Source organism: Acinetobacter sp. CIP-A165 (assembly GCF_000367985.1).
Classification (GTDB): Bacteria; Pseudomonadota; Gammaproteobacteria; order Pseudomonadales; family Moraxellaceae; genus Acinetobacter.
Map to the genome: position 1 here is coordinate 446765 of NZ_KB849202.1, position 13941 is coordinate 460705.

A 13941-nucleotide genomic window follows, 5' to 3' on the forward strand; every position below is an offset into this window, starting at 1 on the left:
AAATTCATTTAAATCAATTTAAAAATGGCTAATCTATTTAATACCGCAATTCAAAAACTCAAAAAAAATATACGTCCTCAAGGCAATTATGTACTCAACGCTTACAATGGATTGAAGAATATTCCCGGTGGATTAACTTTACTTTCAAAAATTGTGAGTCGAAAAGCACCCTATTTTCAAACGGTTGACCCAGTTATTAGCAAACTTGAACGCAATTATTGTGAAGCAAGTATGTCAAAAAACAAAACTGTCGAAAATCATATTGGTACAGTTCACGTGATTGCGATTTGCAATGGATTGGAATATGTCATGGGCGTTCTGGCAGAAGCTTCTGTGCCAGCTCATCTAAGATGGTTGCCAAAAGGGATGCAGGTTGATTATTTGGCGAAAGCTGATTCTGATATTCGACTTACAGCCATCGTTGAACAAGATTGGAAAACGGGAGATTTGCAAGTCAAAGTGCAGGCTTCTAGGGCAGATGGCGTTGTCGTCGTTCAAGGAATCATTACCCTTTGGGTGACTGAAAAGAAATAAGCAGGCTTTCCTCTATTTGGTACAAGTTTCACGTAAAATTCTTAGATATGGTTTGTATCGCAAATTTAGAAAAAACTGTATCTATGATTTATAAACCTTCGGTTCAAAATAACTGAAAAATATTGAGAGTTTCCAACGATGAAAATGTACCAAGTTGATGCTTTTACCCAAACATTATTTAAGGGTAATCCTGCGGCAGTCATTGTCTTAGATACGTGGTTAGATGACGATTTGATGCAGAATATCGCTATGGAAAATAACTTGTCTGAGACGGCTTTTGTGAAAAAGTTAGATGATACTAACTATGAAATTCGTTGGTTTGCACCTATAGACGAAGTAGATTTTTGTGGTCATGCCACATTAGCCAGTGCTTTTGTTTTATTCAAGGATTATACAGCTGCAAAAACAATTCAATTTCATGTGCGTAAACTCGGAATTTTTGTAGTCAATCAAGATGATGATGGCAAAATTAAAATGAATTTTCCGATTCGCAGAGCAGCATTGGTCTCCGAATATCCACAAGAATTACGTGATGGTTTAACTAAACCATTTAAAGCGGTTTATCGCAACACGCAAGCATTTATTGTGGAGTACGAGACGGTACAGGATGTGTTGGATGAACAGCCTGATCTGGAAAAATTAAAACAATTGGGAAAAGTGCGTACTGCGATTACTGCGTCGCAACCGGATGTAGCGATTACAGCGAGAGGTGAGGGGCAGTTTGATTGCGTATCCCGTTATTTTGCCCCAGCCGTTGGCATAGGTGAAGACCCTGTTACTGGCTCAATTCATACAGGCATCGTGCCGCTTTGGGCAGAAAAGTTGAATCAAAAACAGCTTATTGCTTTTCAAGCATCTAAACGTGGTGGCGTTTTAGACTGTGTGGTTGAATCTGAAGATCGGATTGAAATTTCTGGTTATGCAAAACTGTATATGCAAGCGGAACTTATGATTAACTGAGACATAGAGTCTGCTGACATTATAAACGCAAAGAAAAAGCTGTTTAAGTAAACAGCTTTTTGCAAAACATCACTATTAAAAACACCGCTCGTTCTCTACTATAGTTTGTCATTTTTATTTAAATCACCATAAATACTTGGATAATCTATGTTAATGCGGTTTAAGCAGCTTACTCTCTCGCTTTGTTTAATTGGATTGAGTGCGACGTCTTGGTCTCAGACAGTACTGGTAAAAACTGAAAAGAATATTGAAGAATATAAATTAGATAATGGCTTTAGAGTGATTCTTGCGCCGAACGATAAAGAAAATAAAGTTTATGTAAATACGGTTTATTTAACAGGTTCACTGAATGATCCAAAAGGTAAAGGCGGGCTAGCACATCTACTTGAACATTTGGCATTTAAAGGCACACAAAATGTAAAAGGCGATGAGTTCCAACGTCGCTTAGATCAATTCACTTTGATGACCAATGCCAGTACCGATTATTACGCCACGAAGTACATTAACATTGTCCGTCCAGAAAAAAATGCCCTGAATGAAATTTTATATCTCGAATCTGAGCGTATGGATAAATTGGTACTCCAAGAAAAATTTGTCCCATCAGAAATCGAGATCGTAAAACGTGAACGTGAGATCCGTATGGATCAACCTTTTGCTGTTTTAATGGATCAGATGCTAAAAGCCGCCTATGGAAATCAATATTTAGGTCGTTTGCCGATTGGTGATTTACCTGAATTGAAATCCATTACCATGAATGAGTTAAATCAATTTTATCGAACATGGTATGCACCGAATAATGCCGTGATGGTGATTTCAGGTAAATTCGATAAAACTGAAGTTTTAAATAAAGTTGACCAATACTTTAGTCCAATTCCAGCTCGCACTGTGCCAGCCCCTGTAAAAGTACCGGTGTTAGATGCAAGCAAAATTGCCCAACGCCAGTTCACCGTACAAAAGGGCAGTGATCTTGCGAAGTTTCATATTTATATGAATGGTAAAAATACCCAGTTGCAACCGACTTTAGCGCTTGCACCCGCCTTATATACCATGCAACCAAGTGGCAGTTTATATAAAAATATGGTTGAAACTGGGATCAGTACCGCAGTGCAAGCCACCACATGGTTAGATCAAGACTTTAACGTTGTATTTATGGGCGCAATTTATGCACCAAATCATGATGCAAAAAAAGTGGATGAAGCATTAAAAGTTGGCGTTGAAAATAGTCAGCCATTCACTGAGGCTGAATTACAGCGGATAAAAAATATTTCTCAAAATACAGCGGAAAGCATTGCCAATGATGCAGTGGCTTTAGGATCACGCTTAAGTGATTATGCGGTTTCTTCACATGGTCAGTGGGATCAATATTTTAAGGACTTACAAGCGGTTCAAGACTTAAAATTGAAAGATATGAATCAAACCTTGAAGGACTTTTTGGTTCCATCGCATCGTATTTTAGGTGATATCTTACCGACACCTGAAGACCAAAAGCAGGCCATGACGCTTAAAGCTGAAGAGAAACCAAAGACTCTAGACCAAAGTGCTGAAAAGGCTGAGCCATTAAAAGATGTCAAAGTCTATCAACAAGAAGTGGCACAATTTGTCACGCAGTCTGCTCAGCAATTAAAGAAAAATGAGCAAAAGATCCAACGCGGTCAGTTAAAGAATGGGATTCGCTACGCCTTGTTCCCAACCGCAACCCGTGATGATAAAACCTACGCTACGATCAGTTTAGATTTTGGCGATGAAAAATCTCTATTTGGTAAAGCAACCACATTGGATTTGACCAGTTATTTGATGTTGCGTGGTTCGGAGAAACATACCTTACAAGAAATCACCGATAAAGCCATTGCAGCCAGTGGCGGTGCATCGGTCAATTCAAATGGCAATGGTTTAACGCTGGTTGTTCAGGCGAAAAAAGATAAGTTTGAAGACTTTTTAGGCTTTATTCTGGATGTCGTAAAGCAGCCTAAGTTTGCCCAGTCTGAATTTGATTTAGCAAAAAATCAAAGTTTGTCGGTGTTGGATCGACCATATACTGAGCCTGCTGTGGTGGCGTCAATGACTTTATCTAAAGTTTTGGAAATCTATCAACCGGGTGATTTGCGTTACCACTTTGAACCTGAGTTAGCCAAAAAACAGTTAAACGAAGCGACACAAGCACAGGTGAAGCAGTTTTATGATCAGTTCTTTGTGACCAATTACGCTCAGATCGCAGTAACAGGTGATTTTGATCCGAAGCAGATGCAGAAGACCTTAAAGAAAACTTTTGCTTCTTGGAAGGCTAAGCAACCGTTTAAGAAAGTCACAGGGCAATACACGGAATATAAAGCACAAAAAATTCATGCCTTATCCGAGCAGCGTGAGTTTGGTAGCTATCAAAGTGTTTTAGCGCTGCCAGTCGGTTCATATCACAAAGATGCGCCAGCCTTAATTGTACTGAGCCATATTTTAGGAAACTCTCAACTTTCATCGCGTTTAGCGCAAGAGTTACGCGAGAAGAATGCTTTAGTATATGGTTTTGGTAGTGGTTTGAGTTTAGATCCTGATGTCGATGATGGTACTTTGAGTATTACAGCAAATTATACGGCTGGGCGTTCTAACCAAGTGTCACAGTCCGTACATAAAGTGCTGACTGATCTGTTAAATAAAGGTGTGACTGCACAGGAAGTTGAAGCAGCCAAAGCTGATATTATGAAAAAGCGTGTGACAGCGTTGGAAGATGAACGTAATATCCACGGCATGTTGACGGGACAATTGGAACGCAACAAAACTTTATTAGATCGAGCTGTTCGAGATCAAGCGTTCGCCCAACTCAGTAAAGCCGATGTAGATGCCGTGATTAAAAAATACATTAAACTTGAACATTTTGTTGAAGTCATGGCGGACCAATATGGCAAAGCGCAGGACAATCGTTAATTTGGAACCTTCACATTTTAAAGTGATTTAAAAAAAGTTTGTGCTGCTACTATTCTGCATGTTTCTTCTGTTTTTAAATCACATCATAAAATGGATTGAATCAGTATTTATGATGAATTTTAAGCAAGAAAACGAAAGGGGATTAACATGATTTTGGCAGCACTTGCTGTGCTTCTCGGCTTAATTTTATTGGTGTTAAGTGCTGATAAATTTGTTGATGGTGCATCTGCTACCGCACGCTACTTAGGTATGCCGCCTTTATTGGTGGGTATGGTTATCGTTGGTTTTGGTACATCCGCGCCTGAGATTGTCGTCTCTATCATGGCGGCTATTGATGGAAATCCAGGTATTGCATTAGGAAATGCCTACGGGTCGAATATTGCCAATATTGCGCTTATTCTCGGTATTACTGCTCTAATTCATCCGATCATGGTGCATTCGGCTGTCGTTCGTAAAGAGCTGCCAATATTACTTTTGGTGACAGCGATTTGTATCCTACAAATTTTTGATGGTGTGTTGAGCCGTATCGATGGCATTTTGATGCTGTTCATGCTGCTTCTCTATATGGGATGGACGATCTGGTACGGGATGCGCAATCAAAGCGACATATTGAGCCATGAGTTTGATATCGAGCTAAAGAAGCACGAAACGCCATTAAAAACCTCAATTCTTCAGCTTATCTTCGGTTTGATTGTTTTAGTCATAAGCTCTCGCTTACTGGTTTGGGGGGCTGTTGAAATCGCTCAAGCCTTTGGTGTGAGTGAGTTGGTAATTGGATTAACAGTTGTCGCGATCGGTACATCATTACCTGAGTTGGCGTCTTCTATTGCGGCGGCTCGAAAGGGTGAGATTGATATCGCGATCGGCAATATCATTGGTTCGAATATGTTTAACACCTTAGCTGTAGTCGGGCTTGCAGGTGTCATTCATCCGACTATCGTACCGCAAGAAGTGCTCCATCGAGATATGGTGGTTATGGGCGCACTTACCCTGAGCCTATTGCTGTTTACGTTGAGTCTGAAAGGTCAAGGACGAATTGGGCGTGTCAAAGGGGGCGTGTGGGTATTTAGCTTTATTGCCTACACTAGTTATTTGGTTCACACCGCATTTTAGTACATTAAAAAAGGCATTGAATCATTCAATGCCTTTTTTATATAAAACGGATTCTAGGTTTACTTAATTACTTATCATCATGCTTATGCGTATGAAAATCTTCGTTTTTACGGAAACGAAGATAGTTTTCAAACTGTTCGCAATATTCATCAAAATTATCTTCTAACATCATTTGAAACTGTTGCAACAAGTAAGACATCACTTGTTCTTTAGCTTCACGCATTTCATTGCCATCTTTAAAGTTGTTGGCAGCGACCCACGTATTAAAACGAGCAGTTCCGAATAACATGGCAGCACTGACTTGGGCACGTAATTCTTCAGGTTTTGCTTGTTGACCTTTTTGTGGACGGCAAAAATCATTGGCTTGTTTGATAAACTCATCCGCACGCTCAAAAAAAATCGCATTTAAAGCTTCTTCTTCTGTTACATCAGTCGCATTAATTTTTTGAGACATGGTCTTTTCCAACGAAAACAAGATCAGACATTATAGACAAAGCCTTGCATAAACAAAACCGTTGCCTTAATCTAAAATAGCCTAAGCAATTAGAATAATCATGATGCAAGATGCAATCGCTATTCAAAGTCTAAAAACAGATATTGCCTTACTTCGTCAACATATCCATCCACCGCAACTTTTACAACAGGTGGAGGGCTTACCGATTTACTATGGACTGCAAGCAGAGGTGGATGAGTACTATCGTCAATGGCAACCATTGATTGAAAGGGCACAACAGCTTTGTCAGCCATTTATGCAAGATGAAATCGTAGACGTGATTCATTTACCGAGTCATTTGAATTTACCTCTGTTTTTCTTTCATGTGGATCGGATTCGGATTAATAGAACCCGAGCGAAGGAATCAAAAACGTTTCGGGGCGTGGCAGCTTTAGTCGAAAAATGTGGACAGTTTGATACAGACCAGATTTTTGCGATGCAAGAATGGCTTGAAAGTGATGACACGGCAGCGTTGGTCGCACACCGTGAATTTATTGATCTGCGGACTTATGTATTTCAGCATGGCCAGAGCGAATATACGCGAACCCGTTTTTATATGAATGGCATGATTTTAACTGTAGAGCCGCATTTTAAATTGGTTGATGCACGGGATAAACCACGTAAGCAACGTAATGATAGTTACAGTGATCCGATTGCCGATAATGGCACGTGGAAGATTTTTGGGAAGTATCGGTAATTACTCCCAGAAAATATCTTTATGAGACAAGACTTGGAGCTTTTTATCTGCTTTTTTCATCACATGCGGTTGCTGCGCCTTGACCCAACCTAAAGCAAATAAAAATTGCGATTGCTTCGCCGTATGCTGCTGAAAAATTTGCTCAGCCACAAACAAGTCATTATAAAAACCTAAATACTCCTGAATCGGCTGTAACTTATCTAGGAATTGCTGAACCTTCTTTTCAGGATATAAGCCTGATACGAAGTCGATGCAGTAGCGTAACTGCTTGACGCGTTTACGGGTACGATGCTGCTGTTCGATAGGAAGATCAGAGAATTGAGCGGCATCTTTTAGGATTTTTTGATAAAGCCCTGTCAAGCTTTTGGCCACTTGTTTTGTGAGTTTGGTTTTTGATTCATTTTCACTATAGCTAAAGCTGAGTAGTGATAAAAACAGTTGGGTGGTTTTGGTATTACTTAAAAGTTTAGTGACATTTGCCGTCGCTTGAGCATTGAATGGAAATTCAAAATCACAAACTTCTTTGATCAACGGAATGACTGAATCTTGAATGGCATCATTATCACGCGATTGTCCTAAAGCCCTGAAAATGTCAGCCAAATCACTTTCCCAAGTCGCATCAATTTGCGTTGACCAATGTGAAAAATGCTTGAGTGCTGAGCGTAAACGTCGTAAACCAACACGCGCTTGATGAATATGTTCTGCTTCAGCAACACCATCAGCAATTGCAGCGGCATTGGGTAAAATCTGATTTAAACTATTTTCAATAATCAGTTTGAGGGCTTGTTCAGCCGAAAACTCTGGTTTGAGTTGAAGTGTTTTGGCTTTGGTTGCTGGAGAGACTTTTTCCCCCATCGCCAGTAAATTGCCTCGTTCAGCTTTACTGCGTACATCGAGCCATAATTGATATTTTTCTACTAAGTGATTTGAAAAAATAATCAGATCTCGAGCCGATCCCTGTTTTAACTCAAACTCGATCTCACAGATTTTGGCTTGATTAGTTGGTGTACGAATTTCGCCATCATCGAGGCAGACTTCAATCTGAGAACCTTGGAATTCAAAAACGTGAAATGTGCGCTCAACATCGGTTTGGAACTGCAAAAGTAAATCAGCATGTGTATCACCTAGCAGCTCGCGTAAAATGTCTTGAACAGTTTGGTTATGTTGATACAGAGATAAATCCAGCTCGGGTTCTTGTTCACATTGACCCAAATGAATATCTTCTTCAATCCGTTGTAAATGATTTTTACTCGCCGCCTTAAAGGTTTGAACCCAATGTTCACCTTCCTGACGCAGACGAATCGCAACGTGGTTCTTTGCCAGTAGGCGATCAGCGGTATCGTAGTATTTTGCTTGTAATCGAATTTTTTGCGCTTTTTGCTTATTTAATGCCAGTAGAACACTTTTTTTCTTAGATGCAGGAAGTTGAAATTTAAGTTCTATTTCCATGATGCCGTGACTCCTGATCTTTTAGAATGAAGAATTTAAAATGGGTGTATTTTACTTGTGGATCGTTGTTTTTCATACTGTACTATCTTGCGCCAAAAAAGCCGATCTCGCAATGAGAGCTATAGCTCGTAAGGTGGTATATCAATAGAGTATCGCTTTGTTGGCATGCAATGACTTTATTTTGTACAAAAAATACAGTACCGTGTCATGAGCGTTATATAGGATTAGGACGATCAAAATGAATGCACCAGCGACATTGACCAAGCCAGTGGAATTTTCATTGCCAATAAAAAACTATGATGAATTTTATCGCTTTTATTTAACTGAGCATCGTAGTATCGCAAGCCGCCGTTTGCATGTAGCGGGAAGTTCAGTTGGCTTATATTTCTTTAGTAAAGCGATTCGTCAGCGCAAAGCCAAATATTTGGCTTATGGTTTATTGTCGGGTTACGCCTGTGCATGGGTTGGGCATTTCTTCTTTGAACATAATAAACCTGCAAGTTTTAAACAGCCGCTTTTTAGCTTTATTTCGGATTGGCGGATGTTGTCCGATGTTGCACGTGGACGTTTGAGTTTGGTTGATCGTCAATTTGATAAGATAGATTCCTAAGTTGAATCATTGCTAAAAAATAATCAGAGTTAAAACGACATAATACGTCGCTAAGCTGCTTCGGCAGCTTTTTTATTATCAAACGTTCAAGTATTATCATAAAAAATAAGAGAAATTATAAGAATGGAACAACTCAACCCTTCAGATTTAAAAGCAATACTCCATTCGAAACGTGCCAATCTTTATTATCTTGAGCATTGTCGTGTGATGCAAAAAGATGGTCGCGTTTTATATCTCACCGAAGCTAAAAATGAAAATCAATATTGGAATATTCCGATTGCCAATACCACGGTCATTTTATTAGGGACAGGCACTTCAATTACGCAAGCTGCGATGCGAATGCTTGCAAGTGCAGGAGTGTTGGTGGGTTTTACAGGGGGTGGAGGAACGCCTCTATTTATGGGATCAGAAATTGAATGGATGATGCCTCAAAGTGAATATCGTCCAACCGAGTATATGCAAGGCTGGATGAGTTTTTGGTTTGATGATGCAAAACGTTTAGCGGTTGCTAAACAGTTTCAACTGGCACGTATTGAGTTTATTCGCAAAATTTGGGCGAAAGATAAAGATCTCAAAGATGAGGGTTTTTATCTGGATGATCTCGATATTCAGCAAGCTTTAACTGGTTTTGAGAAGAAAATACCGCATCAAAGTAAGGTGGGTGATCTATTACTGGCAGAGGCACAAACGACGAAGCAACTTTATAAAATTGCAGCGACACGTTGTAAGCTTGGTTTTGAGCGTAATCCTGAACAAGGTGATCTAGCAAACGACTTTTTGAATCATGGCAATTATCTGGCTTATGGATTGGCTGCCACAACACTTTGGGTCTTGGGTATCAATCATGGTTTTGCGGTGATGCATGGTAAAACTAGACGAGGTGCTTTGGTCTTTGATGTCGCAGATTTAATTAAGGATGCGGTGGTTTTACCGTGGGCGTTTATTTGTGCCAAAGAGGGTATGAAAGAGCAGGAGTTCCGTCAGCAAATCTTGCAAAAATTTACTGAGTATAAATGTTTGGACTTTATGTTTGAGCAGGTGAAAGAACAATCATTACAACGGTTTTCTTCTGAAAATGGAGAAAATATATGATCGTCACTTTTATCTCTCAATGGCTTTGTTGCACAAACCTATCTGTAAAGGGTTTTTCAGCGATATAATTTTCAAATGAAGAAGCCTGCACACAAAATCTACCGCACAACCAATTGGCCCGCATATAACCGAGCACTCATGAGTCGCGGAAATATTGCCATTTGGTTTGATCCTGCTACGCAATGGTATGCTCCGTCCATCGGTAAACAAGGGCGAAATCAAACCTACTCCGACGCAGCCATCCAATGCTGCTTAATGATTAAATCCTTATTCCGTCTGTCTTTACGTATGGTCACTGGCTTTGTGCAAAGTCTGATTAAACTTTGCGGATTAAATTGGATAGCTCCAGATTACACCACGCTTTGTAGAAGACAAAAGCATATTGATATTGTAATCAGCTACCAAAAAAGTAGCGATGGGCTGCATCTACTCATGGACTCTACAGGCATGAAGTTTCTAGGTGAGGGCGAATGGAAACGCAAGAAACATGGACCTGAATATCGTCGCCAATGGCGTAAACTTCATATTGGTATAGATGCTAAAACCCTACAAATACGAGCAGTTCAGCTTACAACCAATAATGTCAGTGATTCACAGGTGCTTGGTGATTTACTTAATCAGATTCCACAAGATGAGCAGATTAACTCTGTTTATACCGATGGAGCTTATGACACCAAGCAATGCCGTCAGGTCATTGCAGATCGGCAAGCGCATGCGGTGATTCCACCTAGAAAAAATGCGAAACCATGGAAAGATACAAAGAGTAGCTCGCTAGAGCGAAATGAATTACTTCGAACAATTAAACGTTTAGGCAGGACACTATGGAAAAAATGGTCAGGCTATCATCGGCGAAGTTTGGTTGAAACTAAGATGCATTGCATCAAATTATTAGGAGATAAACTCAGTGCAAGGAGTTTTGATAGCCAAGTCAATGAGATCCATGCACGTGTGGCAGTCCTTAACAGATTTACGGAATTAGGTCGACCACTTACCCAAGTTACGCCTTAAATTTGGCTCAATTAGGGGCGCTTTGCATTTCAAATCTTTGTGCAACAAAGCCTAATAGTTATATCCAGCAATATGGTTTTACAGAGCTAGCAAAACGTTATGCTCTCAATATCGCCAATGCTCGTTTCTTATGGCGTAACCGTGTGGGAGCGGAAAAAGTAGAAGTTATTGTCACAGTTAATGATCAACCAGAAGTATCGTTTAATGCTTTGGAATACCCATTGCATGACTTTGATCAAGTTGATGAGAAAGTACAAAACTTGGCGAATCAAATTGCACAAGCTTTAAGAGGTGAAATACCATATTTATTAATTAAAATTGAAGCTTATGCATTGGTTGGCAAAGCTCAAGAAGTTTACCCAAGTGAAGAGTTGGTATTGGATAAAGGGAAGGGCGATAAGAGTAAAATTCTATATCATGTGAATGATGTTGCTGCAATGCACTCTCAAAAAATTGGTAATGCATTACGTACAGTTGATACTTGGTATCCTGAATTTGATGAGAAGAAAACTGCAATTGCGATTGAGCCATACGGCGCAGTAACCAATCTTGGAAAGGCTTATCGTACGCCTAAAGATAAAAAAGACTTTTTTAGCTTATTTGATAAATATGCACTGGGGGAGTCACTTGAGAATCCTGAACAAGAGCATTACGTGATGGCAGTTTTGGTACGTGGTGGAGTTTTTGGTCAAAGTGGCAAGGAGTAATTGATGGATTGGTATCAAGAAATTACCTTGATTGATCAAGATGAAATTTCCCCCTATTTTATTTGGTCAAAAGTTTATACCCAGCTCCATATTGCTTTTGCCGAACATAGTGATGAGCAGGAAAGGAGCTATCTCGGAGTTTCTTTTCCTCAATATCGTATCAATGAGCAAAAGAAACTTGGATTTTTGGGTACAAAAATTCGTATCTTTGCAAAAACGGAAAATGAGTTACAGCAGCTTAATTTAGGTCAGTGGCTAGAACGATTGATGGATTATGTGCACATCATTCAACCGCGTGAAGTGCCGAAAGCTAAGATCACAGGCTATGCACATTATTACCGTGTTAATCCAAAGATGAGTTTAGAGGAGCGCATTGCTCATCAAGCACAACGCCGAAATATTTCTTTGGATGAAGCTAAGCAGCATTTTAAACAATATGTTGAGCTACCTGTGGTTGAGCCTTATGTTAGTCTAAAAAGTCTTAGTGCTAAACGTGAGGAAAATATAGATCGACCGTATCGCTTATATATTGGTAAGTCTGTTGCTGATGAGGCGAAAGATGGGAAATTTGGAACGTATGGGCTAAGCAGAACTGCAACAGTTCCAGAGTTTTGACCCAATATTTTTTCTACTCTTTAACAGCTTAATAAAATCAATAAGTTACAACAAGCCATTTTTTGATTGGGTAACATGCCAAAATCCATGATAAATACTTGTTGTAACTTATATTTTTACTATAATTTTATAGTTCATGGCGGCATACGCCATTTAGAAATTTGTGAAGTCTGATAGTTGATTTACATGCTTGTTCATGGCGGCATACGCCATTTAGAAATGTTAGTGATGATGATGAAGATGAACGTGCAAGTTCATGGCGGCATGTTATTCACCAATTAAAATGTCTATGCGATAAACCATTTAAAATGTCCTGTTTTTAACCACAAGAGTCAAGCACAGGATTTAACTTTCTTTGTTCAATAACAGCTTTCTGAGCTTTACGACTCGGCATACTTTTCTTGAGACGGGAACGTTTATTCTGTTTTTCCAACTCTTCATGCTGTTGCTGAATATGTGCCAGAACTGTACCTAACCGTTTATTCTCAACGATCTCATTCTGCTGTAGCCCAGCTAACTTATTGAAAATGCTGTAGTTGAGCTTTCGTCCCTCGTGCATGAGGGCCACAGTCCCATCCGGGTACTCCAGAAATGAAATATATTGCCCAACAAGCTTATGATTCAGCTCTATCGGTTCAAGCAGATAAATACATTTGTCATAGGTCAGGGTCAGATTCTTGGTGACCTTACGCGGTTCCTGCCAGGTAAAAATATCATCCAGTTCAAGATGAGATTCGGTTAATGGCCGATGTAAATTCTTTGAGTTTCGCGCACACTTGGCAAACTTCTGATTGAAATGCTCAATAAAGCAGGGCAGCCAGGCATTTGCCTCGGCAATTGAACAGATACCTTCTAGGCGCATTTCCTTGATCAGGCGATCCTGGAGTGTTCTATTGGCACGTTCCACACGGCCTTTAGCCTGGGGTGAGTTGGCGAAGATAATATCAATATTTAACTCATTCAGAATCCGCCCAAATTGCGTGATCTGGCTATCTTGGCTCGATTTCTGATTCACTCGGAATACCGAGTGTTTATCGCTATAAAACGCTAAAGGCTTGCCGTATTGCTCAATGTAGGCTCGGGTTGAAAGCATATAATCAAAGGTCGTTTCAGCCTCACAAAAGCGCAGATGCAACAGCTTTCCAGTGGCGTCATCGATATAAACCAGCAAGCAGCATTTGGAAGCTCGGCCTTCAAACCAGTCATGATATGAGCCATCGATCTGGATCAGCTCACCGAAGCAATCACGGTTATATCTAGGCTGATACGGACGTTTCAGACGCTTGGATCGAGGAATCCACAGGTCATTTGCAGTCATCCAGCGACGAACCGTTTCTACCGGGATATGCAGACCAAACATGCTGCTGAGCTTCTCATGCGCCAAGGTGGGTCCAAAGCCCAGCAAATGTTCAGCAATAATGGAAAGGCACTTTGATTTTAACAAGTCATCATGGCGACGATGGCCAGGTTGACCACGACTGGCATGTGCCATACCTGAGACACCATCTTGATTGAGTTTCTGCAATAACCGGGTAATTTGACGGGTGGAAAGATTCAGGATTTCAGCAGCACGGACCTGGGTAATACGATGATCTCTAACGTCTTGCAGAACTGCAAGACGTTGAATTTCTTTATCAGACATAGTGATCAGCATCTATATTTTATATCCAGTCCATGGTGATAAAAACCATCATAAACCAGACATTTTTATTGGTGAGAATATAGACACTTTAAATGGGTTCTAACA

Annotated in this window: 12 protein-coding genes and 1 pseudogene; 10 read left to right on the forward strand and 3 right to left on the reverse strand. The window is 40.1% G+C overall.

Annotated features, from left to right (window positions below; all coding sequences use genetic code 11):
- The first annotated feature begins 24 nt into the window (after positions 1-24).
- The 4 genes from F991_RS07675 (at position 25) to F991_RS07690 (ending at position 5523) form a co-directional block, all read left to right on the forward strand.
- Positions 25-534 (forward strand): hotdog fold domain-containing protein, encoded by a 510-nt coding sequence (locus F991_RS07675; RefSeq protein ID WP_004670418.1) that lies wholly within the window; start codon positions 25-27, stop codon positions 532-534.
- 138 nt (positions 535-672) lie between these two features.
- Positions 673-1494: a PhzF family phenazine biosynthesis protein gene (locus F991_RS07680; protein WP_004670419.1), complete on the forward strand. Its 822-nt coding sequence runs from the start codon at positions 673-675 to the stop codon at positions 1492-1494.
- A gap of 147 nt (positions 1495-1641) precedes the next feature.
- Positions 1642-4410 carry a M16 family metallopeptidase gene (locus F991_RS07685; RefSeq protein ID WP_004670420.1) on the forward strand — a complete coding sequence of 923 codons (2769 nt, stop codon included), beginning with the start codon at positions 1642-1644 and terminating at the stop codon, positions 4408-4410.
- A 147-nt stretch (positions 4411-4557) separates the two neighbouring features.
- Complete coding sequence (locus tag F991_RS07690; protein ID WP_004670421.1) at positions 4558-5523, forward strand: calcium/sodium antiporter; 966 nt, start codon at positions 4558-4560, stop codon at positions 5521-5523.
- Between the two features lie 67 nt (positions 5524-5590).
- On the opposite strand, the gene F991_RS07695 is transcribed toward F991_RS07690, so the two are convergent.
- Positions 5591-5977 carry a DUF3144 domain-containing protein gene (locus F991_RS07695; RefSeq protein ID WP_004670422.1) on the reverse strand — a complete coding sequence of 129 codons (387 nt, stop codon included), beginning with the start codon at positions 5975-5977 and terminating at the stop codon, positions 5591-5593.
- A 103-nt stretch (positions 5978-6080) separates the two neighbouring features.
- Between F991_RS07695 and F991_RS07700 the strand changes: the two genes are divergently transcribed.
- Positions 6081-6713: a hypothetical protein gene (locus F991_RS07700; protein ID WP_034595506.1), complete on the forward strand. Its 633-nt coding sequence runs from the start codon at positions 6081-6083 to the stop codon at positions 6711-6713.
- Here F991_RS07700 and F991_RS07705 read toward each other — a convergent pair whose 3' ends face one another.
- The gene (locus tag F991_RS07705; protein ID WP_004670424.1) at positions 6714-8162 is read right to left on the reverse strand and encodes a CYTH and CHAD domain-containing protein; all 1449 of its coding nucleotides are present in this window, start codon (positions 8160-8162) and stop codon (positions 6714-6716) included.
- Between the two features lie 238 nt (positions 8163-8400).
- Between F991_RS07705 and F991_RS07710 the strand changes: the two genes are divergently transcribed.
- From F991_RS07710 to cas6f, 5 genes and pseudogenes are all read left to right on the forward strand, one after another.
- On the forward strand, positions 8401-8772 hold the full coding sequence (locus F991_RS07710; protein ID WP_004670425.1) for an Mpo1-like protein: 372 nt from the start codon (positions 8401-8403) through the stop codon (positions 8770-8772).
- A 123-nt stretch (positions 8773-8895) separates the two neighbouring features.
- Complete coding sequence (gene cas1f / locus F991_RS07715) at positions 8896-9864, forward strand: type I-F CRISPR-associated endonuclease Cas1f (RefSeq protein ID WP_004670426.1); 969 nt, start codon at positions 8896-8898, stop codon at positions 9862-9864.
- A 75-nt stretch (positions 9865-9939) separates the two neighbouring features.
- A complete protein-coding gene (locus F991_RS07720) occupies positions 9940-10872 on the forward strand; it encodes an IS5-like element ISAba12 family transposase (RefSeq protein ID WP_051064200.1) in 933 nt (310 codons plus the stop codon).
- A gap of 56 nt (positions 10873-10928) precedes the next feature.
- Positions 10929-11579 (forward strand): annotated as a pseudogene (gene csy3, locus F991_RS07725) (type I-F CRISPR-associated protein Csy3); the annotation flags it as partial.
- 3 nt (positions 11580-11582) lie between these two features.
- Positions 11583-12194, forward strand: coding sequence for a type I-F CRISPR-associated endoribonuclease Cas6/Csy4 (cas6f, locus tag F991_RS07730; RefSeq protein ID WP_004670428.1), 612 nt, complete (start codon positions 11583-11585; stop codon positions 12192-12194).
- 319 nt (positions 12195-12513) lie between these two features.
- On the opposite strand, the gene F991_RS07735 is transcribed toward cas6f, so the two are convergent.
- The gene (locus tag F991_RS07735) at positions 12514-13848 is read right to left on the reverse strand and encodes an ISNCY-like element ISAba32 family transposase (protein ID WP_004668300.1); all 1335 of its coding nucleotides are present in this window, start codon (positions 13846-13848) and stop codon (positions 12514-12516) included.
- Between the last annotated feature and the right edge of the window lie 93 nt (positions 13849-13941).